Genomic DNA, 24,463 nt, shown 5'->3' with positions numbered 1-24,463 from the left:
GTCCCCAATTTCAGTCCCGTCGGCAGGTTGGAACTGCCGGTAGCGGCCGGGTGGAGACGACTCCATTGGTAACTGATCGGTCTATCCGTCCTTTTCTTGAATTTTTTTCTGTGGTACCAGGCTGGGCGCCTCGACTCCTGTCCGCTTCGGCACCCACCAGTCCCAGAAAACTTTTAATGAGGCTGGTTGGTGTCGAAGATGTTTGAGTATCATTAGATAACACAAATCCTTCCGTTGTCCACCGCCCGTCGTGACACGTATTCCCGGCGATTCTAGAAGGCAACTGTTGCAGTTTCATTTCGGGGAGGTGAAGATTCGCCCAAAAAACTGCGCGTCACGGTGTGTCAAGGGCCGTCCCGCCGCGTTGCCGTGAGTGGTTCCGCGCGTCCCTCGGTCAGCTGGATGCACTTCTCTTCTCGGTCACCGACCTTTTACCCAGAGTTCACCTGATCTCCATATTGCTCAGGTACATAGGAGCTGCGGGCCAACCGAGGGCCGCGAAGGAGGTCTCAATGCCACGACAACAGGAACCGCTCTTTGGCGCATCCTGGGACAACTCACCGTCAACCGTCACCGAACTGCACCCTCATTTCCTCAAGAACATCATGTCGCGTCTGCTGGCCCCGGAAGGGGACGGACGCTCCCTCCTGGAACGGCTCCCTTTTGCACCCGACGACGCAACCGGCGGCACGGAAACAGAACTGCAGGCCGTAGTTGCCGGGAGCAGGGGAGACGTCGATCTCCCGCTTACCATCGAGCAATCCGACTACTATGCCAACATCGCCAAACGCGCCGCGGCCGGTGACACCCCCAAGCGGCTCATCGCGGACCTGGACGGCTACCTAAGCGGCAACCGGGACCAGGTCTGGGAGAACAGCTGGGTCCGCTTCCCGCTGCGCAAACTCTCGGGTTTTGCTCTCGAGGTCCTGGAAGCAGATCTGCAAGCCGACAAGAAGCACCCTGACGCAGGGAGGCGCGGCGATGCGGGGCGCTTCTTCGTCAGTGCCCCTTCCGGCGAACGACTTTTGCGGGTACCGGTGAGCTATCTTCTCAAGCTCGCCCTCGCCGACCTCCTGGGCTCGCAAACGCTCCCCCACGAGCTCGAGGCGACCGGCCGCCGCCTGATGGGTCACTACTTAAACGACAACACCTCCCCCGAGACCTTCTCTTTCCAGGTGGTGCCGCTCACCCGGCAAGGCGGCATGGGACGCGCCCTGGCCCGGGAAACCTCCAAGCGTTTTTTGTTCACCCAACTTTTACTCCACTACGCGAACGAGAGTTTCGGCCTCAAGGAGAGCGGGCAGCGCGCGCTGGTCTACTTCGCGCCGCACCCCCCGGTGCGCCAGAAGGAACTGAACGGTCAGGTGGCCGACGCCTTCTACCGTGAACTCTTCATGAGCCCCTGTCTCTCCGGCTGGGACCGCGGCGAGGAGAAGTACCGCTACATGCAGCTGTGCCACCAGGTACTCTCCCGAAGCCAGCTCAACGCCGTGGCCAAGCTCCGCGAAGCGGGAATCATCATTAACAACCTGGTGGTGCTCCCCAACGTCTCCAACGTAAGCCTCGCCAACAACGGCACCCACGTAAGTCTCGGAAGCCGCAAGCTCGGCAGGCTCCTGGGGGATCCGCACTCCGGGTTAGACGCCGCCCACGAGAAGTACCTGGGCGATCTCACCATCAAGATGGCGGAGCACTTCCTGCCGCTTTTCGTCGGCACCTTCTCCGCCTCCCCGTACCGGCTGGGGTACACCGATTTCCATCCCGAGCGAGCCCTCGGGTTCCTGCCGCACGAACTCGACTACACCCACCTGCGCATGCTCTGGCGGCGCTGGCAGAAAAAGGCGAGCCTCTCGGTTCTCGGCCAGCCAGTGACCCCCTTCGGCCCTCCCTGGATCGACCGGATGGTGAGCGGCCTCTTCGGTCTCAAGGGGGATTTCGTCCCGGACTACCGCTTGGTCGACTACCTGATCTGCCTCCTGAGCACCCCGCAAAGCCCCGCCTTAAACGGCCGGCTCGGGAACTCGGACAAGCTCAAGCGCGACCTGTGCGAGCTGGGGGTCTTCGACCGGCAGATGTCGCTCTATCTCCTCTACAAGCTGCGCGAGCACGCCGTCATGGGGTTCTCCGGGTTCGAGGGGCGCCACTACAGCCAGTTCGATTCGCTTTTGGACGACCTGGGGGGCGGCTGCGATCTGCAGTTGCTGGTCAATGCCCTCGCATTCAAGTACCTGGCCCAGGGAAAACTGACCCACGCCGACATCCCCGACGATCCCACCCTGGAGAGCGAGCGGCGCCAGATCTTCTTCGCCGCCGCCATCGGAAACCCCACCTTCTTCGTGCACCGGGAGAGTAAGAACCGCTTTTTGATGCGCATCATCGAGAAGACCCGCGAGGTGCGCGCCAGCCACCGCTATCCCGGGTATCTCAGGGTCAAGGTGCAGGAGTACCGCCTGGCGCTTCTCTCCCTGGTGCGCCGCGATGCCCGAGACCTCATCGAGATGCTCGGCCTGGAGCGGACCATCGACAACCTCGAACAGCGGCTCGTCGAACCCGAGCGGCACTCGGCGTCCGGCAAGCTGACCCACGGCATCCTGTCGGAGCTGAACGCGACCGACCCCATGAAGGTGCCCGCCGACGAATTCAACCTAGGGGCCGAGCGCTACTACCGTAACGGCCTCAGGCGCCGGCATATCGTTGAAGGGTTGGCGTTCCTCGAGGAGGATTTCCTGGCACTCGATGTCGCCGCGGCCAGGGGGGACGAACTGGAACGCGGCATGTTGAGAGCCTGCGCCCGCGGGGGAGCCGCACCGTTTCTCACCCAGGTGCGCGAGGACCTGATAGCGGAGCGCCTGGACCTTGAGCGCCTGACCTCACTTCTCAACCTGGCCCTGGTCACCGTGAACCGCGACCAGGAGAAATCCCACGCCTATCTGCAAAGGAGAACCGGACATGCCGACCAGGCAGCACCAATTTATCGCGCGGGATAGCGGCGCCCTGTGCAACGAACCGCTTTTCGGCGACCGGCTGGTCCGGCTCATGTACCACCAGGTGCGCGAGAACGCCCCGGGGCTGTTCCGGCTCCTCACCAGCCCGCGGGCGACGGAGATCTTGGGGTATCTGAACTACGATCTCCCCTTCGGTCGTCTCGGTTCGGCGACCGGCCGTTTTTTGAAAGAGCTTGCCGTGGACCTTGACGAGTGCCTGGCCAGTCCCGAGGAGCTCGACACCCCGCGCAAGGTCTTCGAGCGCCAGATCCGCTACTGGGAGTGCCGGCCGATGGATAACGATCCGGGGCAGGCGGTTTCTCCGGCGGATGCCCGGGTGCTGGTCGGCTCCTGCCGGGAGACCTCGAGCCTCTTCATCAAGGAGAAGTTCTTCAGTTTTGAGGAACTTCTGGGCGGCGACCGGCGCCCTTGGCTTGCCGCGTTTAAGGAGGGCGATTTCGCCCTGTTTCGGCTCACCCCGGACAAGTATCACTACAACCACTGCCCGGTCTCCGGCGAGGTGGCCGACATCTACGAGATCGACGGCGCGTTCAACTCCTGCAACCCGAGCGCCATCGTCACCGTGGCGACTCCCTACTCGAAAAACCGGCGGGTGGTGACCGTGATCGACACCGACGTGCGCGGCGGCACCGGCGTGGGGCTCGTGGCCCTGGTGGAGGTGGTGGCGCTTATGATCGGCGACATCGTGCAGTGCTACAGCAGTGAGGAGTACCGAGATCCCACATCGGTGCGCCCGGGTATGTTCCTTGAGAAGGGGCAGCCCAAATCGCTCTACCGGCCGGGGAGTTCCACCGACATCGTCTTGTTCCAGCGCGGGCGGGTCGAGTTTGCCGGCGACCTGGTCGCCAACCAGAAACGCCGCGACGCGGTGAGCCGGTTTTCCCTGGGGTTCGGTGCGCCGCTTGTGGAAACCGACATCCGGGTGCGCGCGCTGCTTGCGCGCGCACGCTGACGGGTGGGACGTTAGATAGGTAGCCAACGGAGGAATGTTCAACATGGCACAACCCCTTTTTCTCATTACCCTTAGCACCTTCTCGGCCCTCTACCTCGCCTGGGGCGTCACCAGGCTGCCGGCGGAAAGATGGCAGATCGCAGCGGCCGTGCCGCTTAACAAGGCAGGCGACGGCAGTTGGGGCGGGGTCAACCTCACCTGGTACGGCGTCCTGACCGCCAACGCCTATCTCGCCGCTACGGCACTGGCCCTGTTGCTCATGGGTGCGGCAGGGATCTCGCTTAGGGCCATCGTGTTTCTGGTGGTCCTCCTGCTGCTCTGCTGTGTGCCGGCCTCACGCCTGGTGGCTCAGGTCGTGGAGAAAAAGGCCAACACCTTCACGGTCGGGGGGGCGGTCTTTATCGGCACCCTGGTCGCGCCCTGGATCGTGGAACTGGTGAACCGCCTCGCGCTGGGGGACCAGGGGGACCGGGTGCCCCCACTTGTGGCTCTCTCCGCTATCTCCATCGCCTACGCCTTCGGTGAAGGGTTCGGCAGGCTCGCCTGCCTGAGCTTTGGCTGCTGCTACGGCAAGGCACTGTCGCACTGCCACCCGAGACTGGCCCGGCTGCTGGCACCGCTCGCGCTCACCTTCACCGGAAAAACCAAGAAGATTGCGTATGCTTCACAGCTCGACGGGGTGAAGGTCGTACCGGTCCAGGCGCTCACCTATGTGCTCTACTGCGGAGCGGGCCTTGCCGGTTGCATCCTCTTTCTCGCGGGGAGTTATGCGGCGAGTTTTCTGGTAACCCTGGCGGTAACCCAGGCCTGGCGGGTGGTCTCGGAGCTCCTCCGCGATGACTACCGCGGTGCTGGGCGGATCTCCGCCTACCAGATCATGGGGATCCTGGGTATCGCCTACGGGTTCGTCATGGCCTGGCTTTTCGGGGACGACCGGTCCCCCGCTGCAGATCTTGCCAACGGGTGGTCCCTTATTTGGAGCCCCGGAACGCTTTTGGCGCTGCAGCTTCTTTGGCTGGTCATCTTTCTCTACACAGGCCTGAGCCGGGTAACCGCAGCGACGCTGAGGTTCCACGTCGAGCCCGACAAAGTCTAGTCGCCTCCGGTGGGGCTATCGGGAAAGGTGCCTCATAGGGGGGAAGTTCGGAACTTGCCAGCCGTCACCGACCGGTTTGGTGTTGCCTTGGTGGGCGAGCAGGCAGGAGGGGAGGGGGCGCAGGTGCTGCAATCTGCGACCGGTTTCGCGGGGCTAGACCTGGTCAACGGTCTCGGTGTCAGGTCGTGGGACTAATCCCGTGAGAGGTGGGGGAAGAGAACGAGGCTAGCGCCAGGAGGGAGCGTATGGAGTGCCCGAAGTGCAAAGCGAGGATCGGCATCATGAAGCATCTGATAATGGTGGAGACCGGAGCGATTCACTCCCTTAAATGCTTCATCTGCGGCTTTTGGGTGCAGGTCGATCACGGCAAGGGGATGAACGAGACGGGGCCTAGTCTGAGGACTGCCGGCGCACCAGGACGCGGCGTAGGGGTGCCTGGATGAGGAGTGCGAGCGGCAGGACGGTCACCAGCCAAGCCGCGAGGCCGTGGAAGGTCCCCCAGACGATGAGCGTCGCCGACGTGCCGATGTTGCCGTGCAGCGCGGCCTCCAGCACCTCGCGGCCGAGGGGCGGCCCGTACGGCAAGATTCGTTCGCCCAAGCGGCACAGCGGCAGAAACAGCGCGATCTGTAGAGGATAACAGCAGTAGTTCACGGCCTGTATGGCGGCCTGGTTCAGCCGCATGAGGGTCGCGAGCCCGGCGCAAATAAGCGACGTCCCCCAGATAAGTGGCAGCATTCCCACGGCCGCACCAAGGCAGAGCGTCTGCGCGAGCTTGTGCGGCGTGAGCCCGCTCGAAAATACCGTGGCGACTGCCCGTCTCGTTTTCAGCGCGAGACGAGGGAAGAACCCAGCCATCTCCTACCTCTCTTTCGTCGATTCCGAAACAAAAAACTCCGGATCACGGTCGCCCTATACAGGCGCTCATGGTCCGGAGTTGTGTTTTTCTGCTCTGCTACTGGTAGCAGATGGTGGGCGAGATGGGATTCGAACCCATGACCCCTGGCTTCGGAGGCCAGTACTCTATCCAACTGAGCTACCCGCCCTAGTGAAAGACATCTTGTACACCACTTTTCCCGGCAACTCAAGATTTAATTACAACTTTCTCCGCGACTGCCGCGATCTTGCTGTTTTTGCACCGGTTCCCGCACCTCGATAGGTGATGGTGCTGGCCCTACTTCGCGAGCGAGGCGTACACCGGGATGGTCAGTTCCTTCTTCTGAGCCGAATCGGTGATGATATGCAGATAGCCGCTCATCACCCTCGCGTCGGGGCGCGGGATGAAGGTGAGTTCGATCGTGCCGGTCTCCCCGGGCTTCAGTTCGCTCTTCTTCATGCTGGTCTTAAGCTGCAGCGTGTTCGAGGTGAGGGTGACCGAAAGGATACGCACCGCGGCGCTGTCGCGGTTGGTGATGCTGACCGTCGCCTGCTTGCTGCCGCCGGGCCTGAGGGAGCCGAGGTTCACCTGGCGCGGGGCGTACTGCAGCGGCTCCAGGATGTTCCCCTCCATGTTGAGCACGAAGCTGGGGGCCTTGCCGGCGTTACTTATCACCGCGACCGACTTCTGCACCTTGCCGGAGAAACTGGTCGAGTCGAAGACAACCTGGATCTCGGCCGACTTTCCCGGCGCGACCTGCGAGGCCGAGGGCTTGGCTGCGGTGCAGCCGCAGGCGACGTTCACCTCTTTGATGTGCAGGGGGGCGTCGCCGCTGTTGCGTATCACGAAGTTGTGCTGGACCTTCTTTCCCTGGGTGATGGTGCCGAAGTTGTAGGTGGGCTCGGTTACTGTCAGTTCGGGTGCGGCAAAGGCCGTCGCGGCAAGTAGCAGGTTGGTCAGTAGGGCGGCGTACAGGCTGTTTTTCATCATTGAACCCCTAAATTATTGCGTGTACTTCTGATTTGCGCTATTTATAGCACAAAGATGCCACTGAGACCAGAATGATTTGACACTGCAAATGGTATCTGCTATACGAAATTGGGAGAAAATTAATGGAACGTGCTTACTGGTTGGAACAGGGCTTTAACCTCAAAGAAGTGTACTCGAAGGATCGGATCGCGGCGGAAATAGAGAGACTGGGGCAGGAAATCAGTGCTGCGTACGCCGGCGAGCGACTTCTGGTTGTAGTTGTTCTTAATGGAGCAGTTTTCTTCGCCGCCGACCTGGTACGTGCCCTGCGCGTTCCGGTGGAGATGGACTTCGTGAAGCTCTCCAGCTATGCCGGAACCGAGACTACCGGTACCGTGCGGGTCAAGAAGGACCTGGAGCAGAGCGTAGCCGGCCGGCACGTCCTGGTCGTGGAAGACATCGTCGACACCGGTCTCACCCTGACCTACCTCCTCGATCTCCTCAAAGAACGCGGTGCCAAGAGCCTCAAGGTCTGCACCCTCATCGATAAAAACGAGCGGCGCCTCGCCGAGATCACCCCGGATTTCGTGGGGATCGACTGCCCCGGCGGCTTCCTGGTCGGCTACGGTCTGGACCTGGATGAGAGGATGCGCGAACTCTCCGCTATCTATGAAATTATCCAAACTCCCTCTGGAGGAGATGCATGATTCTTCAATGCGACCAGTGCCACACCAAATTCCGACTGGACGACTCGAAACTCAAGCCGGGCGGCGTGAAGGTGCGCTGCTCGAAATGCCGTCACGTCTTTCTGGCCGGAGCTGAGGTGAAGCAGGAAGAGTCCGAGTTCGATGCGATCCTTTCCGGTTTGGGGGCTCCGGTTGCAGCGCAGGGGGCGGCAGAGGACGAAGCCGCCCCGGCGCCGGAACCCGCCGGCTTCGGGTTCGAGGCTGCACTCGAATCGGCCGGTGCCGGTTTGCCAAAGGAGGCCCCTGCTGCCGACGAGCCGGAGACCCAGGGGGTCCCGACCGAGGAGTTTGCGGCTTTCGATTTCCCGAGCGAGCCAGCAACCTCGACTGAGCCCGCTGTTGCGGCAGAGGTCTCCGAGGTATCCTTCGGCGATTTCGAACTTCCTGCTACCCCCGCTGAACCGGAGTCCGCCAGCGCTGGTGCGACCGGTCTGGACTACGGGGATTTTTCTTTTGACGACGCGCCGGCTCAAGCCCAGGAGCCGGCGGCGCCCTCGTCCGGCGAGCTCGATTTCGGCGAATTCTCTTTTTCGGAGGAACCCGCGCCGCAGCCGGTTCCCGAAACTGCCGCCCCGGCTCTCGACTTCGGCGAGTTCGAGTTCTCCAGCGAACCTATGGTGAGTGAGCCGGAACCGGCGCCTAAAGGTCAGGAACTCGATTTCGGTGAATTCTCGTTTGACGAGGCTCCCAGTGCACCGGTGACCGAGCAGGCTGCGGCGCACGACGATGCGCTGGACTTCGGGGAGTTCAGTTTCTCGGAAGAGCCGGCGCAGCCGCAGCCGGCACCCGCTTCCAAGGAGGAGTTCGACTTCGGGGACTTCAGCTTCGATGAGGGGAGTGCGCCCCGGGAACCGGTGCCGTCCACCACCTCGGAGCCCGAGGTTGCCCCGGCTCCTTTCTCCTCGACCGCCGATCAGGAGCCGGAACCTTTTGCCTTCTCCGGCGCTGCACAACCTGGAGCGGGCGGCTCCAGCAGTTCGGCCAGCAGCGATGGGTTTGAGCTGGGAGACTTCTCCTTTTCGAGCCAAACTGCGGCTCAGCCGGCAACGCCTGCTGCGGACATGGCAGCTCCGGCCGTTGCCGCCGGGCTTGCCGCAGCAGCCGTCGCCGGTGCCGCCGCCGTGGCGGGCAAGTCCAAGGAAGCAGGGCAGTCGTCCCCCTTTCTCTTCGGCGCCGCGGCAGCCAAGGAGAAGACGGCGCCGTCCGAGGAGGAGTTCGATCTCGGCCCGGTGCCCACCAAGGTCCCCGACGATTTCGAGGAGGATGGGCTGCCGCCGCTTTCCATCGCCTCGCGGCGCAAGGGACGTTCGGTGCTCGCCGTCTCTGTGGTCGCCATTTCCGTACTGGTCATCGTTGTGCTGAGCGGCGCCGGGCTCTACCTCTTGCAGAGCGGTCCGGCCGCGTTCGACAAGGTGGGCCTGGGGTTCGTGGCCAAATGGTTCGGGATGGAGAGTCCCGAGGAGGGGCGCATCACCATCCGCAACCAGCAGGCCTCCTTCTCCCAGAACAAGGAAGCCGGCGAACTGTTCGTGGTGACCGGTGAGGCTGTGAACTCCTTCCGCAAGGCACGCGCTTCTATCCACGTACGGGTCAACATCTACGACAAGAAGGGGGCGGTCTTGGTGCAGAAAACCGCCTACTGCGGCAACCACATCACGTCCGAACAGCTGAGCTCTCTTCCGATGAGCAAGATTGAATCGATCATGAGTAACCAGTTCGGCGACTCGCTCTCCAACCTCGGCGTTCAACCGGGCAAGGGGATCAACTTCGTGGTCGCCATCCCGAACGTTCCCAAGGACGCGGCCGACTTCGGCGTCGAGGTCATCGGGTCGACGGTAGCCGGCAAGTAGTTCGCCACTGTGCAGAGAACAAAAAAGGCCGGCGCTTTGCCGGCCTTTCCCTTTTTGGGGACGCAAAAAAACCTGCACGGGATAACCCGCGCAGGTTTAGGGGTATTGCATGTAACGCGTTCCTTAGGCTGCGCTGATAGCGGACACCGGGCAGGTGTCGACGCAAGCTCCGCAGTCGATGCAGGTGTCTGCAGCGATGGTACGCTTGTCGCCAGCTTCACTGATTGCGTTCACCGGGCAGGAATCGTCACATGCGCCGCAGTTGATGCACTCGTCAGAAATGGTATGTGCCAAAGTATTCACCTCCTTCAGGTAGTTTCCTAATTTTTGGCAAAAACTAGCATACCCCGGATAAAAAGTCCACCAATAATGCTGCTGCAAATCGGGGAGGGCGGGCCCCAGAAATATGTTGAACTGAAAGTCATACTACGCTATTATAAAAAGAGGTTTTATTTTGATGGTCGGCCGGCCGCGACTGAAGCTGGACGCGATGCCTGTACCGATCACCCAATCCCGAGGAGGGTCGCTGATCGATGGATATTCTGGCGCTTAACTGCGGAAGTTCTTCGGTAAAATACCAGTTGTTCGACTGGTCGAAGAAGGTTGTTGTTGCCAAGGGGATGGTTGAACGTGTCGTGATCGGCGACTCGTTCATCCTCCACGAGGTCCCCGGGCGCGAGACCTACCGCGAGAACTCCGACTGCCCCGACCACAAAACCGCTGTCGATCTCATTTTGCGGACCCTCACCTCGCCCGAGTACGGGGTCTTGAAGGACATAAAGCAGATTGCCGCAGTCGGTCACCGCGTGGTGCATGGCGGTGAGCGTTTCACCAAGTCGGTACTCATCAACGAGGACGTGCTCGAGGCAGTGACCGAGGTCCAGCACCTCGCCCCTCTCCACAATCCGCCCAACATCGCCGGCATCGAAGGTGCCATGGCCGTGTTGCCGGGGGTTCCGCAGGTTGCAATTTTCGATACGGCGTTCCATCAGACGATGCCCGAACATGCCTACCTGTACCCGCTTCCCTTCGAGTGGTACGAGAAGTACGGTGTCCGCCGCTACGGTTTCCACGGCACTTCCCATCTCTACGTTTCCAAGCGTGCCGCCGCCATTTTGGGGAAACCGGCGCGGGAGTGCAACCTGATCACCATGCACATCGGCAACGGCGTCTCCCACTGCGCCATCAAAAATGGGGTCTCCGTTGATACCAGCATGGGGCTCACCCCGCTGGAAGGGGCCATGATGGGGACCCGCTGCGGCGACATCGATCCCGCCATCCCGGCCTTCATGATGCAGAAGGACAACCTCTCGGCCAAGGAGATCGACGGCATCCTCAACAAGAAGAGCGGCGTCTTCGGCATTACCGGCCGCTTCACCGACCGCCGCGACGTCATCGAGCACGCCCAGGGGGGCGACAAGCTCTGCTCCCTGGCCTTGGACATCGAGGGGTACCGCCTGAAGAAATACATCGGCACCTACCTGGCCGTGGTCGGGCGTCTGGATGCGGTCATCTTCACCGCCGGGGTGGGGGAGATGGGGGCTCCGATCCGGGCCAAGGCCATCGAGGGGCTCGAGCATCTCGGCATTCACCTGGACCGCGAGCGTAACGCCGCAGCGATGACCCGCAAGCGCGAAAGCCTGATCACCACCGACGACTCTCCGGTCAAGGTCTACGTGATCCCGACCGACGAGGAGCTGGTCTTCACCGAGGACGTGGCGGCGATTTTGGACGGGAGTTACACCGACCACATGCATTTCGAATACAGTTTTTCCAAACCGGATTTCGTGAGGAAATAGGCGGGATTCACACCGGCATCGGAAGCTGTAAACTAAGAGCTCATACATGAATAAGGCCGACAGGGAAACTGCCGGCCTTTTTTGCGTCAGAGCGATGGCGGGTGCAAACCCAAGGTAGCACCTCTCCCGCCAGGGGGGAAGGGGGCCTTCTGTTAATAGTTCGGCCTCCATCGTTAACGAAGGAGGCCGAAATGGGTTGCAGGGATTTTCCTTTTTTTGCCTTTTGCGGCCAGGAAGTCTTCTAGCCTTGCGCCTGCACGGCGGTGATGGCGGTGACGTCGATGATGTCCTGGATCGAGCAGCCGCGCGAGAGGTCGTTGACGGGCTTGGCGAGACCCTGGATGACCGGGCCGATGGCCTTGGCGCCGGCGATCCGCTCCACGAGCTTGTAGGCGATGTTTCCGGCGTCGAGCGTCGGGAAGACCAGTACGTTGGCGCGGCCGGCCACGTTGGAGCCGGGGGCCTTCTTCTCGCCCACGGCCGGAATGATGGCGGCGTCGGCCTGCAGTTCGCCGTCGATGCTCAGCTGGGGATCCATCGACCGGGCGATCTCGAGTGCCTTGAGGACCTTGTCGGCGTCCGGATGCTTCGCGCTCCCCTTGGTGGAGAAGGAGAGCATGGCCACCCGGGCCGGGACGTCGAGGAACGCCTTGCAGTTGCGCGCCGTAGCGATGGCGATCTCGGCCAGCGCCTGCGCGTCAGGGTTCGGGTTCACCGCGCAGTCGGCAAAGAGGATGACCCCTTCCTGGCCGAAGGTGGGGGTCTTGGTCGCCATGAGGAAGAAGGAGGAGACCGTCTTGATGCCGGGGGCGGGGCCCACGGTCTGGAAGGCGGCACGGAGTACGTCGCCGGTAGTCCCGGTGGCACCTGCCACCTCGCCGTCAGCGTCCCCTTCGCGGACCATCATGCCGGCGAAATAGAGGTTGTCGGGAGCGATCAGGAGTTCCCGCGCCGCCTGCGGGGTGAGTCCCTTGGATTTGCGCAGCTCCACCAGGAGCTCGACGTAACGGCTCAGCTTGGGCGCGTTAGCCGGCTCGAGGATCTCGACGCCGGTCAGGTTGATCCCTTTCCCCGCCGCCTCGGCCTGAAGTTTCTCCGGGTTGCCCAGGTGTACGATTTTAGCCAAACCCTGTTCGACAATGTTCTGTGCGGCGAAGAGCATCCTCTCGTCGTAGCTCTCCGGCAGCACGATCGTTTTCAGGTGAGTGCGCGCCTTTTCTTTAATTAGCTTCACCAGCGGCATGAATATCCTCCCTTTTCTGACTTAAAACTGTGTTAGGTTTATATCCCAGCTGAGGGGGCAGGTCAATAGAAAACGCTCATCCGGCCGGGGTGCCGCATTCCTCGGGATCTCCCTGCATCTTGGCGACGGCATGAGGGATAGCCGGCCAGACGAAGGAGATGCACTCGGTGGCCCCCTTGGGGCTGCCGGGGAGGTTCACGATCAGGGTCTGTTTGCGGATGCCGGCGACGGCGCGGGAGATCATGGCGTTAGGGGTCTTCTTCAGGCTCTCCATGCGCATCACCTCGCCAAAGCCAGGAAGCAGCCGGTCCACCACGCGTTCGGTCGCCTCCGGTGTGACGTCGCGCGGCGAAACGCCGGTGCCTCCGGTGGTGAGGACCAGGTCGTACTGGCCGGAGTCGGCCCATTCGGCGAGGCGCTGGGAGATGAGTGCGCCCTCGTCGGGAATCACCTCGGTGTGGGTGACCTGCACCCCGCGCTCTTCCAGCCAGGTCTTGAGCGCCGGGCCGCTTCCGTCGGCACGCTCTCCGGTGGAACAGCGGTCGCTCAGCGTTAAAATTGCGGCTTTCATCGAATTCTCCTCTGCGGGGCAGGCACCCGGAAACGGCACCTGTGCCGCTGCACGGTTACGGGGCGGTGCGCTGGAAGGTGCCGCTCTTGCCGCCTTCCTTGAAGATGAGTGCGATGTCGGAGATGACGATCCCCTTGTCGCTCCCCTTGCACATGTCGTACACGGTGAGCGCCGCGACCGCGGCGGCGGTCATCGCTTCCATCTCGACGCCGGTGCGCTCGAAGGCGCGCACGGTGGCGCGGACCTCGATACGACCTTGAGCCGCATCGACCTCGAAATCGACGGCGACGTGATGCAAGGCCAGCGGGTGGGAGAGGGGGATCAGGTCGGGGGTCCTTTTGGCGCCGGCGATGCCGGCCAGGCGCGCCACGCCGAGGACGTCCCCCTTGGCGACCTTCCCTTCCACGATGGCGAGTACCGTTTCCGGTTTAAGGGTCAAGACCGCGCCGGCTATCGCGGTACGCATGGTCGGCGCTTTCTGGCTCACATCCACCATGATCGCGTTGCCGCTGGCGTCGAAGTGGTTAAAAGACATCGGGTTATTCCTCCATGGCGAGGGACGGGGCGAGGAGCAGCGCCTCCACCTGATCCCCCGGTGCAAAGTCACTGCGCTCCTTAGGCAAGAGCGCGAGTGCGTTCGGGGTGAATGGTTCGTTGCGGCCGCTGCGTGAGCGGGCCTTTTCGATGATCAGCTTTCCTGCGCTAAAGCGTGCCTGAACCGCGACTACCCCGAGGGCGCCCGGTCTGTTGCGCAGCGGCACCTCCAAGGTGGCAGCTATCCTGCGCCGGAAGAACGTTTGGCGCCCCAGCATCTTGAGCAGTACCGGCCGCACCAGCAGTTCGAAACCGATCAGGGTGGCCGAGGGGGTGCCCGGCAGGGAGAAAACCGGGGTGTTCCCTTTGACGCCGCAGGCGCTCGGGCCGCCCGGCCTGATGGCCACCTTCCAAAAGAGCGGCTCGACGCCCAACTCGCTTAGCGCGCCGCGCACCAAGTCTCGGTCGCCGCCGCAAACGCCGGCCGAGGTGATCAGCACATCGGCCTTCAGCCCCTGGGCCAGGAGAGCCAGGTGTTTTTCGCGGGAATCGCGCGCGATGTCGAGGATTTCGGGGAGTGCGCCCGCCTCTTTTACCGCGGCGGCGAGGGCGAAGGCGTTACTGTTGACGACCTGGCCCGCTCCCGGTGCCGTGCCCAGTTCGACCAGTTCGTCGCCGGTGCACAGGATGGCCACCCGCGGTCTGCGGTACACCGGAACGACCGCGTGCGAGCAGGAGGCGAGCAGGCTCACCTGGTGGACCCCGATCTCCGTGCCGCGGCGCAGAATGGTTGCGCCGCTGGCAATCTCGGCACCCCGGAGGCGGATGTGGCTCTCTCCGGTGACGGGACTGGGGAGGATTACCGTGTCGGCCTCCTCCCTGACCTCCTCGAAAGGCACCACCGTGTCGGCTCCCGGTGGGATCGGGGCTCCGGTCATGATGCGGGCCGCCGAGTTGGGCTCAAGCGGCGCCGGCGCCGTAGTCCCTGCGGGAATGAACGCGCGGACCGCAAGGCGGACTCCAGGGGATGCCTCGGCGCTGCGCACCGCAAAACCGTCCATGGCAGAGGTGTCGCAACCCGGCAGATCGTAGGGTGCGGCCAGGTCCTCGGCCAGGGTCCGGCCCAGTGCATCGAGGAGCGGAACCCGTTCACACCCGGTCGTGCCGATCCTGTCGAGGATGATAGTGGTGGCTTCTTCCAACGTTGCCATCGTAAGCTTGAGGTCCTTGTTTAAAAGCGGCAGGATGGCCAACAACTATGACTCTACCTGGAAAGCCATAGCATATTTGCCTTCAAATAGAAAATTATTTCGGCTTAAACTTGTCGCTCCATGGTCGGCTGAATGTATAGGAAAGACAACGAAATCAGTTAGATTAGCGTGCTGCTGAACTTCCTGGATCCCTGCAAACAGTGGGTTGTATCATTTTGGCAAACAGAGTATCTTTTTGGGTCAGGCTGGCAAGCTTTTCTTGCGCCAGGTTTGTGAAATGAAAGCACCAGTCACTGAAACGGCTGGGGCGGGATGGATGTGTATGGGACTCATCGATACCTACGGCAGACGGATAAACTACCTCAGGCTCTCCGTCACCGACCGCTGCAACATGCGCTGCAGCTACTGCATGCCCGAAGGCGGCGTGGAGAAACTTTCGCACTGCGAGGTCTTAAGCTACGAGGACCTGCTGAGGATCGCCCGTGAAGCCGTTTCGGCCGGGATCGAGAAGATCAGGGTGACCGGTGGCGAGCCCCTGGTGCGCAAGGGTATCCTCACCTTCCTCGAGCAGCTTGCTGCGCTGGACGGTCTAAAAGAACTGGTGCTGACCACGAACGGACTGCTTTTGAAGCAGATGGCGCAGGGACTGCGCGATGCCGGCGTGCAGCGGCTCAACATCAGCCTCGACTCGTTGCAGGCTGAAACCTTCAGTAAAATTACCCGCGGTGCCGGGCTTGCCCAGGTTCTCGAAGGGATCGAGGAGGCCGAGCGGGTCGGGTTTCCGCCACACAAGATCAACGTGGTGGTGATGCGCGGCGTCAACGACCACGAGATCCTCGACTTCGTGAAGCTCACCCTGACGCGCCCCTACGCGGTCCGTTTCATCGAGTACATGCCCACCAGCGGCGACGCCGACTGGCGCGATCTCTGCGTACCGGGTGCCGAAATCCGGGAACGGATCGCCGCGCAGTACCAGATTGAAGACGCCCCCAGCTCCGAGCGTTCGGGCCCTTCCAAGAACTTCCGGGTGGCCGGTGCTGCGGGTTCGCTCGGTATCATCACCGCCATGACCGGGCATTTCTGCGACGGCTGTAACCGTCTGCGCGTTACCGCCTCGGGCGTTGCCCAAAGCTGCCTCTTCGCCGGAAGCGGCGTCGACCTGCGGCCGGTATTGGCTACCGGTGACGATGCACTTTTGAGGAAAGAACTGCAGGCAATCGTGGCCGCCAAGCCAGGAAAGCACCAGCTGACCGAGGAAGGAGCCGAGGCCACGCCGTTTGCCATGTCGCGCGTGGGCGGTTAAGCCTAAGCGCGCCATCTTCGATTCCTAGTCGAAACATTCACCGCGGCCGCGAGGCCGCTGAGGGAGGTAGCCGCATGAAGGGTAAGGTGCTGGCGGTAAACGTCAGTTTGAATAAGGGAGAGCGGAAAACGCCGGTCGAGGAGGTAACCCTGCGCGAGGAGCACGGCATCGTCGGGGACGCGCACGCCGGGGACTGGCACCGCCAGGTGAGCCTACTTGCCATGGAGAGCATCGCGAAGATGCAGGCGCTCGGGCTTTCGGTAGGGGAGGGGGATTTCGCCGAGAACATCACCACCGAAGGGGTCGACCTGGTGAGCCTTCCGATCGGCACCCGGTTCACCATGGGCGAGACGCTTCTCGAGGTGACCCAGATCGGCAAAGAGTGCCACACCCGCTGCGCCATCTTCTACCAGGCCGGCGACTGCGTAATGCCCAAAGAGGGGATCTTCGCCAGGGTGCTGACCGGCGGCGTGGTACGGCCGGGGGACGAGATCGTTTTGCTGTAAGAATCACCTAGGCATGTTGAAAATGAAACGGGCGAACCCTTAGGGTCGCCCGTTTTTTTGTGAGCTAAAGGCAAAAAGCTTGACCACAGGTACACAGAGGAAACCGCGAGGAACACAGGGGGGAAATCGGGTAAAGCGGTAAGGCGTTAACCACAGAGGCACACAGAGGAAAAGCAAGAACAGCATCGGGTTTAAAGTCTTAACCCCAAGCCGCTCTTTTTGACGTTAGTTCTCCCCCTGTGTTCCTCGCCTTTCCCTCCGTGATCCTCTGTGGTCATGCTTTTAGGACTCACGTTTGTGTGTAAGTCTCCTACGCTTCGCGCGGCAGGACCACGCTGAAGGTGGTGCCGCTGCCCGGGATGCTCTGGATGTCGATGGTGCCGCCGTGCTCGCGCACGATGCCGTAGGAGACCGAAAGCCCCAGGCCGGTGCCGCTCGGCTTGGTGGTGAAGAAGGGGTTGAAGACTTGGCTTAGGTTCTCGGGCTGGATCCCCACCCCGGTGTCCGCGACCTGCACCTCGTAGAGCTCGGTGTCGGTAACCGGCGCCGTCTTCAGGCTCAAGACGCCCCCCTGCGGCATCGCCTGCACGCCGTTTAACACCAGGTTCGTGAACACCTGGCGCAACTGGTCCCCGTCTCCCGCCACCACCTCGACCGCCCGCGAGTAGTTCTCCACCACCTTGATCCCGTCCAGGGGCACCTGGTGCCGGATCTGCGCCACGATCTCGTGCAAGAGCTCGTTTATGTGCACCGGGGCGTTTTCCCGTTTCTGCTTCCTGGCGAACTTCTGCAGGTTCGAGACGATGCGCTCGACGCGCTTTACCTGCTGGAAGATGGTGTCCACTTCCTCGCGGTTCTCCGCATCCTCGGGAACCGTGATCTGCAGGAGTTCCACGTTGCCGCGGATGATCGCCATGGGGTTGTTGATCTCGTGTGCCACCCCCGCCGCCAGCTCGCCGATGGCCGCCAGCTTCTCCACGCGCAAAAGCTCCTCCCTGGTCTGCAGCAAAAGCCGGTTGTTCTCCTCCAGTTCGGCGGTGCGCAGCTTCACCTTTTCCTCGAGGTTGCGGTTCAGCTCGATGATGCTGTCCTCGCGCTCGGCGAGCGAGCGGCTCATGACGTTGAAACGCTCGGCCAGGTCGCCTATCTCGTCGCGCGACTCGATGTGGCTTTGCACGTTGCGCTCGCCGGCCGCCACCCTGCGGGTCAAAAGCTCCAGCTCCTTGATCGGATGGGCGAGCTTCTTCCCGAGGAATCCCGCCATGGAAACCCCCACCAGGCAGCTCACCAACAAAACGAAGCTCAAAAGGACCGCCATGTCGATCTTCACCGCCGAGTACTGGCTCTCCAGCATCCCCACGGCCAGTGCGCCGATCGGGACCCCCTGCAGCGAAAGGATCGGCTCGTAGGCGCTTAAGTACCAGTCGTTGCCGACGTAGCTGCGCCCGACCCAGCGCGTCTTGGCCAGAAGCACCTTGCCGTTCACCTGGCGGGTCAGCTTCATGTCGGCCAACCGCTCGCGGCCGTGCAGGGGGAGGGTGGTGGCGATCATCTGGTCGCCGAGGTACAGGGTCGTGGTGCCGATGTCGTTGCCGTGCAGGCGGGCCCCTTCGTAGACTACCGATTTGATCTTTTCCACGAAGAAGCGGCTGTTGTTGAGCAGGATCCCGCCGTAGAGCGCACCTAAGACGTTGCCGGCGCGGTCGCGGACCGGTGCGGCCACGAAGAGGAACATGCCGGCGCTCGGGACGCTGGCAGGGGGCTCCCCCTTGGCTCCCGGGACCGGGGCCGGGACCTTGGCCTGGTGCAGGAGCGCGTCCCCCTCCAGGGCCAGTTCGGCGGCGGGGAGTACGGTGGTGCCGCTCACGATCTCCCCCCTGAGAGCCCGCGCCACGAACTGGTTGCGGCCCTTGTCGTCCCCGGCCCACTCCGGGTTGGAGGCGCGGTAGATGACCTTTCCCGAGGCGTCTACCGCCCCCAGCAGGTCGAGATGCTCGTTGGAGCGGACCGGGGTCAGGATGTCGGCGACCGCCTCGCGGTTCCCCGAGACGAGGGTTTCGCCGGTCTTGCCGAAGGCTGCGGTGAACTTGACGACGTCGTAGAGGCGGGTGAGTTCGTTCTGGTAGGCTTCCCGGGCCACGTTCAGGTCGTAGCGGACCTTCTCCTGGGCCTGGGTTGCCACCTTGGCGCTCAGGATGAAGACACCGGCCATCCAGCAGATGAGGATGGCGACACCGAGCGGGATCAAGGTCGCGACGGTGAGCTTGGTCTTGATCGGGAAGCGGAGCTTGCGCAGGTTCATGCGGGGATATGCAACGAGTACTCGGCGATCTTGCGGTCCAGGGTCTTGCGCGAGATCCCCAGGATCTCGGCGGAGCGGCTCTTGTGGTAGCCGGTGTTCGCGAGGGTTCTCTCGATATGCTCGCGCTCGATGTTCTCAAGCGACACGAGCTCCACGTCGCGCTTGGCCGGAACCTCGGGCTGCTTGCGCCAGATGGGGAGTTCCTTGGGGGTCAACTGCTCGTTTCTGGCCAGGATGATCGCCCGTTCCATGACGTTTTCCAGCTCGCGGATGTTGCCGGGCCAGTCGTAGCCGATCAAAAGCGCCAGCGCCTCCGGGGTGACGCCGGTCACCTCCTTCTTCATGCGCACGCTGTATTTCTTCAAGAAGTGCAGCGCCAGGGGCTCGATGTCGTCCTTGCGGTCGCGCAAGGGGGGGAGCGGGATGTTGATCACGTTCAGGCGGTAGTAGAGGTCCTCGCGGAAGCGACCCTCGGCCACCTCGCGCTCCAGGTTCTTGTTGGTGGCCGCCACGAAGCGGATGTTGGCGCTTTTGGGGCGGGTGGCACCGACCGGGATGAAGTCGCGCTCCTGGATCACGCGCAAGAGCTTCGCCTGGATGGGGAGGCTCATGTCGCCGATCTCGTCCATGAAAAGGGTCCCGCCGTCGGCCTCCTCGAGGAGCCCCTTCTGGGTCGAGATGGCGCCGGTGAAGGCGCCGCGCACGTGGCCGAAGAGCTGGCTCTCCAAGAGCGTCTCGGTGAGCGCCGCGCAGTTGATGGACAAAAAGCGCCTCTCTTTCCTCGGGCTGTTGTAGTGGATGGCGCCCGCGATCAGCTCTTTGCCGGTACCCGACTCCCCGAGCACCAGGATGTTCGCCTCGCTCGCCGCCACCTGCAGGGTCAGCTCGAAGGTCTCCCGGAACACCGAGCTTCTGAAGATGATCGATTCCTGGAGGATCGGCTTGCCGAGTTCCTTTTTCAGGGCCCGGTTTTCCTGGATGAGCTGCTCCTTTTCCAGGGCGTTTTTGATGACGCTTAAGATCTTCTCCTTGGGGAAGGGCTTGGTGACGTAGTCGTAGGCGCCGAGCTTGATGGTTTCCACGGCGGCGTCGATGGTGCCGAAGGCGGTCATGATCACAACCGGCAGCTCGGCGCGCAGGCGCTTTACCTTCTTTAAAACCGAAATGCCGTCCATGTCCGGCATGCGCACGTCCTGCAGGAGAAGGTCGGCGTCTCCCGTTTCACCCTCCTCGACGCGGCGCAAAAGCTCGCGCCCCCCCAGAAATGTTTCCACCTGGTAGCCCTGCGACTGGAGAAGTTTTTTCAGGTAGGTCAGTATTCCCTGCTCGTCGTCGCAGATGAGAATCTTTTCCTGTGGCATCGTCTCGGTACCTCGTTGTCCCGTTATTGCTGGGCCTAGGCAAATTTGACTAGGTCATTATGTTACAGGTCGTGACAAAACTGCGCAGTTGTGAGTCCGGGCTAATTTTGTCTCTTTCTAATCTTGCAGCCGGACAATACTATCATTCCGGAGGTTTATCCGTATACAATTTTTTTCGCTAAAGAAAATTTTGTATGGCACGACAACTGTATACGTTGTCCGAATCGTGATGGCGGATGCCTAATTTTTTTGTATGGAAAGGGAGTTCAAAACATGGCTGTTTCACGAAGGAAGTTTTTGCAGGGAGGGGCGGCTGCTGCGGCGCTGGCTCTGACCGGCGGGAAGGCGGAGGCAAGTGCCGACTCGTCAGAGATGCGCACCAAGGGGCTGAAAAGCTCCACCACCATCTGTCCGTTCTGCGCGGTGGGCTGCGGCCTGGTCGTCTCCACCAAGAACGGCAAGGTGGTGAACATCGAAGGGGACACCGAACACCCGATCAACCAGGGGGCCCTGTGCTCCAAGGGGAGCGCGCTGTTCCAGGTGGCCAACAACGAGCGTCGTCTGCAGAAGGTGATGTACCGCGCACCGGGCAGCGACAAGTTCGAAGAGAAGTCGTGGGACTGGGCGATGGACAAGATCGCACAGCGCATGAAAGAGACCCGCGACAAGACCTTCAAGGCCAAAGAGGTCAACAAGAAGGACAACAAGGAGTACGTGGTAAACCGTACCGAGGGGATGGCTTTCCTGGGCGGCGCCGGTCTGGACAACGAGGAGTGCTACCTCTGGTCCAAGTTCGGGCGCGCCATGGGCGTTGCCAACCTCGAACACCAAGCCCGAATATGACACTCCGCTACAGTCGCCGGTCTGGCGGCTTCGTTCGGTCGTGGGGCAATGACCAACCACTGGATTGACCTGAAAAACGCCGATGCCATCCTGGCAATCGGTTGCAACCCTGCAGAAAACCACCCGATCTCCATGAAGTGGATCGAGGCGGCCATGGATCAAGGCGGCAAGCTGATCGCCGTCGATCCCCGTTACACCAGAACCGCATCCAAAGCCGATTACTACGCGCAGATCCGTCCCGGCACCGACATCGCCTTCCTGGGCGGGATGATCAACTACGCGATCCAGAACAACCTGATCCACGAAGAGTACGTGCGCGAGTACACCAACGCCTCCTTCATCGTCAACGAGAAGTTCGACTTCGAAGAGGGTATGTTCTGCGCCTTCGACGACCAGGAGAAGAGCTACGACCCGAAGGCCTGGGCCTACGCCTCCGACGCCGCCGGCAACCCCAAGCGCGACAAGTCGCTGAAGGACCCGCGCTGCGTGTACCAGCAGCTCAAGAAGCATTACTCCCGTTACGACGTGGACAAGGTCTGCTCCATCACCGGCACCAAGAAGGAAGACTACCTGGCGGTCGCCAAGGCGTTCTGCTCCACCGGGCGCGCCGACAAGGCCGGCACCATCCTCTATGCGATGGGGATCACCCAGTCCACCCACGGCACCCAGAACGTCCGTGCCACCGCAATGCTGCAGATGCTCCTGGGCAACATCGGCATCGCCGGCGGCGGCGTGAACGCCCTCAGGGGCGAGAGCAACGTACAGGGTTCCTCCGACTACGGTCTCTTGTTCCACCTGCTGCCGGGCTACCTGAAGTCGCCGGAGTTCGACAACGTCGACCTCAAGGCCTACCTCGAGAAGTGGACCCCGAAGACCAAGGACGCGAAGAGCGCCAACTGGTGGGGCAACACCCCGAAGTACACCGTGTCGCTTTTGAAAGCCTGGTACGGCGACAACGCCACCGCCGAAAACGGCTTCTGCTACGACTACCTTCCCAAGCGTAGCGGCAACTACTCCTTCATGAAACTCATGGAGAACATGGGCGGCGGCAAACTGGAAGGTCTCGTCTGCATGGGCCAGAACCCCGCTGTGGGCGGCCCCGACTCCCTGAAGACCCGCGACGCGCTCGGGAAACTCAAGTGGCTCGTCACCGTCGACCTCTGGGAGACCGAAACCTCGATCTTCTGGAAGCGCCCGGGCGTCAACCCCAAAGACATCCAGACCGAGGTCTTCATGCTGCCGGCAGCCTCCTCGGTCGAGAAGGAAGGTTCCATCTCCAACTCCGGCCGCTGGGCGCAGTGGCGCTACAAGGCCGTGGAGCCGGTGGGCAACGCGAAGAGCGACATGTGGATCATCGACAAGTTCGCTAAAAAGATGAAGGAACTCTACGCCAAGGGTGGGGCCTTCCCGGAGCCGATCACCAAGCTTGCCTGGAACTACGGCCACGGCGAGGAGCCGGAAGTGCACATGGTGGCCAAGGAGATCAACGGCTACTTCACCAAGGACATGACCATCGTCGACAAGGACAAGACGCTCGAGTTCAAGGCGGGCGACCAGGTCCCGATGTTCAAGTACCTGCAGGATGACGGCTCCACCGTGTCCGGCTGCTGGATCTACTGCGGTTCCTACACCAAGGACGGCAACATGATGGCACGTCGCGACAAGACCGACCTCCCCAACGGCCTGGGCATGTTCCCGAAATGGTCCTGGTGCTGGCCGGTCAACCGCCGCATCATCTACAACCGCGCCTCGGTGACCCCGGACGGTACCCCGTTCAACCCGAAACGCGCCGTCATCGCCTGGGACGGGCTCGAGAAAAAATGGAAAGGCGACGTGCCCGACGGTCCCTGGCCGCCGATGAACGACGCCAAGGAAGGGAAAAACCCCTTCATCATGGTGCCGGAGGGCTTCGGCCGTCTCTACGCACTGGACATGAAGGACGGTCCGTTCCCCGAGCACTACGAGCCGATCGAGAGCCCGGCGACCAACCTGCTCTCCAAGGTTCAGAACAACCCGGCCGTCAAGGTACCGAAAGACATCGTGCCCGACGCAGCCAAGTTCCCGTTCGTCGGTACCACCTACCGTATGACCGAGCACTGGCAGGCCGGCGCCATGACCCGTTCGCTCCCCTGGCTCACCGAGCTCGTTCCCGACATGTTCGTCGAGATCTCCGAGACCTTGGGCCGCGCCAAAGGGATCAAGAACGGCGACATGGTGAAGGTAACCTCGCAGCGCGGCTCCATCGAGTGCGTGGCACTGGTGACCTCGCGCCTCAAGCCCTTCAACGTACAGGGCAAACAGATCGAACAGGTCGGTCTCCCCTGGCACTTCGGCTACGCCGGTGCGGCAACCGGGGATTCCGGTAACGTACTGACGCCGTCGGTTGGCTGCGCAAACACGAGCATCCCCGAGTTCAAGGCATTCCTCTGCAACATCGAGAAAGGGGGTAAACGCGCATGAGCAGCGAAAACAAAGACTTCGGCAAGAACAAGGCGTTCTTGATCGATATGACCAAGTGCACCGGCTGCCGCGGCTGCCAGGTTGCCTGCAAGCAGTGGAACCAGCTGGACGCCGAGAAGACCAAGTTCTTCACCGGTGAGGGCTACCAGAACCCCCCCTTGATGTCGGAGTACACCTTTACCCGCATCAAGTTCCGCGACTACGAGAAGAACGGACAGAACGAGTTCGCCTTCTACAAAGAGATGTGCATGCACTGCAACGAGCCGGCCTGCGCATCGGTCTGCCCGGTAGGCGCCTTCGTGAAGACCAAGGAAGGCCCGGTCACCTACGACGCCAAGCGCTGCATCGGCTGCCGTTTCTGCATGGTCGCCTGCCCGTTCGGCGTGCCCAAGTACGAGTGGAGCAAGGCGTTCCCCTTGGTCCGCAAGTGCACCGGCTGCTACTCCCGCATTAAAGAAGGGAAGAAGCCGGCCTGCGCCACCACCTGCGTTTCCGCCATCACCTACGGTCCGCGTGAGGAGATGATCAAGGAAGCGGAGAAGCGCATCGCCGCACGTCCCGAGAAGTACCTGAAGAAGCTCTACGGCGCCGAAGAGGCGGGCGGTACCTCCGTCATCTACCTGACCGCGCTCCCCTTCGACGAACTGGGCTTCAAGCACGTCACCAAGCGTCCGCTTCCGTCTTATACCTGGCAGGCCCTCAGGCTGGTCCCGGGTATCTTCCTCACGGTGGGCAGCTCGCTGTCCCTGCTCTCCTGGTTCAACCACCGCAAAGAGCGCATCGCCAAGGAAGAAGAGATGAGAAAATCCGGCTCTGCGCCGAAGGAGGGATAGCT

General features: G+C 62.0%; 19 protein-coding genes and 1 tRNA gene. 10 read left to right on the top strand and 10 right to left on the bottom strand.

Annotated features, from left to right (window positions below):
* Positions 1–512 precede the first annotated feature (512 nt).
* From GMST_RS00155 to GMST_RS00145, 3 genes are read left to right on the top strand one after another with little or no spacing between them, the layout of a single operon-like run.
* Positions 513–2,987 (top strand): hypothetical protein, encoded by a 2,475-nt coding sequence (locus tag GMST_RS00155; RefSeq protein WP_183352466.1) that lies wholly within the window; start codon positions 513–515, stop codon positions 2,985–2,987.
* Positions 2,950–3,957 (top strand): phosphatidylserine decarboxylase, encoded by a 1,008-nt coding sequence (locus tag GMST_RS00150; protein WP_183352464.1) that lies wholly within the window; start codon positions 2,950–2,952, stop codon positions 3,955–3,957. The genes GMST_RS00155 and GMST_RS00150 overlap by 38 nt, the downstream gene beginning before the upstream one ends.
* A gap of 43 nt (positions 3,958–4,000) precedes the next feature.
* Positions 4,001–5,053, top strand: coding sequence for a prolipoprotein diacylglyceryl transferase family protein (locus GMST_RS00145; protein WP_183352462.1), 1,053 nt, complete (start codon positions 4,001–4,003; stop codon positions 5,051–5,053).
* A 390-nt stretch (positions 5,054–5,443) separates the two neighbouring features.
* On the opposite strand, the gene GMST_RS00140 is transcribed toward GMST_RS00145, so the two are convergent.
* From GMST_RS00140 to GMST_RS00130, 3 genes are all read right to left on the bottom strand, one after another.
* Positions 5,444–5,911, bottom strand: a complete 468-nt coding sequence (locus GMST_RS00140; protein WP_183352460.1) for a DUF2062 domain-containing protein — start codon at positions 5,909–5,911, stop codon at positions 5,444–5,446.
* 111 nt (positions 5,912–6,022) lie between these two features.
* Positions 6,023–6,099: transfer RNA gene (locus GMST_RS00135), tRNA-Arg, on the bottom strand.
* A gap of 128 nt (positions 6,100–6,227) precedes the next feature.
* Positions 6,228–6,917 carry a DUF1573 domain-containing protein gene (locus tag GMST_RS00130; protein WP_246399119.1) on the bottom strand — a complete coding sequence of 230 codons (690 nt, stop codon included), beginning with the start codon at positions 6,915–6,917 and terminating at the stop codon, positions 6,228–6,230.
* Between the two features lie 125 nt (positions 6,918–7,042).
* Here GMST_RS00130 and hpt point away from each other — a divergent pair, with 125 nt between their 5' ends.
* Together hpt and GMST_RS00120 are read left to right on the top strand one after the other, a co-directional pair.
* Positions 7,043–7,606 carry a hypoxanthine phosphoribosyltransferase gene (gene hpt, locus GMST_RS00125; RefSeq protein WP_183352456.1) on the top strand — a complete coding sequence of 188 codons (564 nt, stop codon included), beginning with the start codon at positions 7,043–7,045 and terminating at the stop codon, positions 7,604–7,606.
* Positions 7,603–9,495 (top strand): DUF3426 domain-containing protein, encoded by a 1,893-nt coding sequence (locus GMST_RS00120; protein ID WP_183352454.1) that lies wholly within the window; start codon positions 7,603–7,605, stop codon positions 9,493–9,495. Before hpt ends, GMST_RS00120 begins: the two co-directional genes overlap by 4 nt.
* 123 nt (positions 9,496–9,618) lie before the next feature.
* On the opposite strand, the gene fdxA is transcribed toward GMST_RS00120, so the two are convergent.
* The gene (gene fdxA / locus GMST_RS00115; RefSeq protein ID WP_183352452.1) at positions 9,619–9,789 is read right to left on the bottom strand and encodes a 4Fe-4S ferredoxin; all 171 of its coding nucleotides are present in this window, start codon (positions 9,787–9,789) and stop codon (positions 9,619–9,621) included.
* 239 nt (positions 9,790–10,028) lie between these two features.
* Between fdxA and GMST_RS00110 the strand changes: the two genes are divergently transcribed.
* Positions 10,029–11,294, top strand: a complete 1,266-nt coding sequence (locus tag GMST_RS00110; RefSeq protein WP_183352450.1) for an acetate kinase — start codon at positions 10,029–10,031, stop codon at positions 11,292–11,294.
* A gap of 241 nt (positions 11,295–11,535) precedes the next feature.
* On the opposite strand, the gene pta is transcribed toward GMST_RS00110, so the two are convergent.
* The 4 genes from pta to GMST_RS00090 all read right to left on the bottom strand — a co-directional run bounded on the left by pta (position 11,536) and on the right by GMST_RS00090 (position 14,853).
* Positions 11,536–12,537 (bottom strand): phosphate acetyltransferase, encoded by a 1,002-nt coding sequence (gene pta / locus GMST_RS00105; RefSeq protein ID WP_183352448.1) that lies wholly within the window; start codon positions 12,535–12,537, stop codon positions 11,536–11,538.
* Positions 12,538–12,613: 76 nt separating this feature from the next.
* A complete protein-coding gene (gene mog / locus GMST_RS00100; protein WP_183352446.1) occupies positions 12,614–13,108 on the bottom strand; it encodes a molybdopterin adenylyltransferase in 495 nt (164 codons plus the stop codon).
* 55 nt (positions 13,109–13,163) lie between these two features.
* Entirely contained in the window at positions 13,164–13,643 is a 480-nt protein-coding gene (gene moaC / locus GMST_RS00095) for a cyclic pyranopterin monophosphate synthase MoaC (protein WP_183352444.1), read from the bottom strand.
* Between the two features lie 4 nt (positions 13,644–13,647).
* Entirely contained in the window at positions 13,648–14,853 is a 1,206-nt protein-coding gene (locus GMST_RS00090; RefSeq protein ID WP_183352442.1) for a molybdopterin molybdotransferase MoeA, read from the bottom strand.
* 322 nt (positions 14,854–15,175) lie between these two features.
* Here GMST_RS00090 and moaA point away from each other — a divergent pair, with 322 nt between their 5' ends.
* Both moaA and GMST_RS00080 read left to right on the top strand, forming a co-directional pair.
* The gene (gene moaA, locus GMST_RS00085; RefSeq protein WP_183352440.1) at positions 15,176–16,156 is read left to right on the top strand and encodes a GTP 3',8-cyclase MoaA; all 981 of its coding nucleotides are present in this window, start codon (positions 15,176–15,178) and stop codon (positions 16,154–16,156) included.
* Positions 16,157–16,230: 74 nt separating this feature from the next.
* A complete protein-coding gene (locus tag GMST_RS00080) occupies positions 16,231–16,662 on the top strand; it encodes an MOSC domain-containing protein (protein WP_183352438.1) in 432 nt (143 codons plus the stop codon).
* 310 nt (positions 16,663–16,972) lie between these two features.
* Here the strand turns inward: GMST_RS00080 and GMST_RS00075 are convergent, their stop codons facing one another.
* Positions 16,973–18,964, bottom strand: a complete 1,992-nt coding sequence (locus GMST_RS00075; protein WP_183352436.1) for an ATP-binding protein — start codon at positions 18,962–18,964, stop codon at positions 16,973–16,975.
* On the bottom strand, positions 18,961–20,325 hold the full coding sequence (locus GMST_RS00070; RefSeq protein ID WP_183352434.1) for a sigma-54-dependent transcriptional regulator: 1,365 nt from the start codon (positions 20,323–20,325) through the stop codon (positions 18,961–18,963). The genes GMST_RS00075 and GMST_RS00070 overlap by 4 nt, the downstream gene beginning before the upstream one ends.
* A gap of 273 nt (positions 20,326–20,598) precedes the next feature.
* Between GMST_RS00070 and fdnG the strand changes: the two genes are divergently transcribed.
* Entirely contained in the window at positions 20,599–23,628 is a 3,030-nt protein-coding gene (gene fdnG, locus GMST_RS00065; protein ID WP_183352432.1) for a formate dehydrogenase-N subunit alpha, read from the top strand.
* The gene (locus GMST_RS00060; protein WP_183352430.1) at positions 23,625–24,461 is read left to right on the top strand and encodes a 4Fe-4S dicluster domain-containing protein; all 837 of its coding nucleotides are present in this window, start codon (positions 23,625–23,627) and stop codon (positions 24,459–24,461) included. The genes fdnG and GMST_RS00060 overlap by 4 nt, the downstream gene beginning before the upstream one ends.
* Positions 24,462–24,463 lie beyond the last annotated feature (2 nt).

The sequence above is a fragment of the Geomonas silvestris genome (genome assembly GCF_014193515.1).
GTDB lineage: Bacteria > Desulfobacterota > Desulfuromonadia > Geobacterales > Geobacteraceae > Geomonas > Geomonas silvestris.
The sequence above is the reverse complement of the archived record's forward strand: the minus strand, read 5'-3'. Positions and strand labels throughout refer to the sequence as shown.

Excerpts from the sequence above, each read along its gene's own strand:
- GMST_RS00155 (WP_183352466.1), top strand. The coding sequence starts at position 513 with ATGCCACGACAACAGGAACCGCTCTTTGGCGCATCCTGGGACAACTCA.
- GMST_RS00150 (WP_183352464.1), top strand. The coding sequence starts at position 2,950 with ATGCCGACCAGGCAGCACCAATTTATCGCGCGGGATAGCGGCGCCCTG.
- GMST_RS00145 (WP_183352462.1), top strand. The coding sequence starts at position 4,001 with ATGGCACAACCCCTTTTTCTCATTACCCTTAGCACCTTCTCGGCCCTC.
- GMST_RS00140 (WP_183352460.1), bottom strand. The coding sequence starts at position 5,911 with ATGGCTGGGTTCTTCCCTCGTCTCGCGCTGAAAACGAGACGGGCAGTC.
- GMST_RS00130 (WP_246399119.1), bottom strand. The coding sequence starts at position 6,917 with ATGAAAAACAGCCTGTACGCCGCCCTACTGACCAACCTGCTACTTGCC.
- hpt (WP_183352456.1), top strand. The coding sequence starts at position 7,043 with ATGGAACGTGCTTACTGGTTGGAACAGGGCTTTAACCTCAAAGAAGTG.
- GMST_RS00120 (WP_183352454.1), top strand. The coding sequence starts at position 7,603 with ATGATTCTTCAATGCGACCAGTGCCACACCAAATTCCGACTGGACGAC.
- GMST_RS00110 (WP_183352450.1), top strand. The coding sequence starts at position 10,029 with ATGGATATTCTGGCGCTTAACTGCGGAAGTTCTTCGGTAAAATACCAG.
- pta (WP_183352448.1), bottom strand. The coding sequence starts at position 12,537 with ATGCCGCTGGTGAAGCTAATTAAAGAAAAGGCGCGCACTCACCTGAAA.
- mog (WP_183352446.1), bottom strand. The coding sequence starts at position 13,108 with ATGAAAGCCGCAATTTTAACGCTGAGCGACCGCTGTTCCACCGGAGAG.
- moaC (WP_183352444.1), bottom strand. The coding sequence starts at position 13,643 with ATGTCTTTTAACCACTTCGACGCCAGCGGCAACGCGATCATGGTGGAT.
- GMST_RS00090 (WP_183352442.1), bottom strand. The coding sequence starts at position 14,853 with ATGGCAACGTTGGAAGAAGCCACCACTATCATCCTCGACAGGATCGGC.
- moaA (WP_183352440.1), top strand. The coding sequence starts at position 15,176 with ATGGGACTCATCGATACCTACGGCAGACGGATAAACTACCTCAGGCTC.
- GMST_RS00080 (WP_183352438.1), top strand. The coding sequence starts at position 16,231 with ATGAAGGGTAAGGTGCTGGCGGTAAACGTCAGTTTGAATAAGGGAGAG.
- GMST_RS00075 (WP_183352436.1), bottom strand. The coding sequence starts at position 18,964 with ATGAACCTGCGCAAGCTCCGCTTCCCGATCAAGACCAAGCTCACCGTC.
- GMST_RS00070 (WP_183352434.1), bottom strand. The coding sequence starts at position 20,325 with ATGCCACAGGAAAAGATTCTCATCTGCGACGACGAGCAGGGAATACTG.
- GMST_RS00060 (WP_183352430.1), top strand. The coding sequence starts at position 23,625 with ATGAGCAGCGAAAACAAAGACTTCGGCAAGAACAAGGCGTTCTTGATC.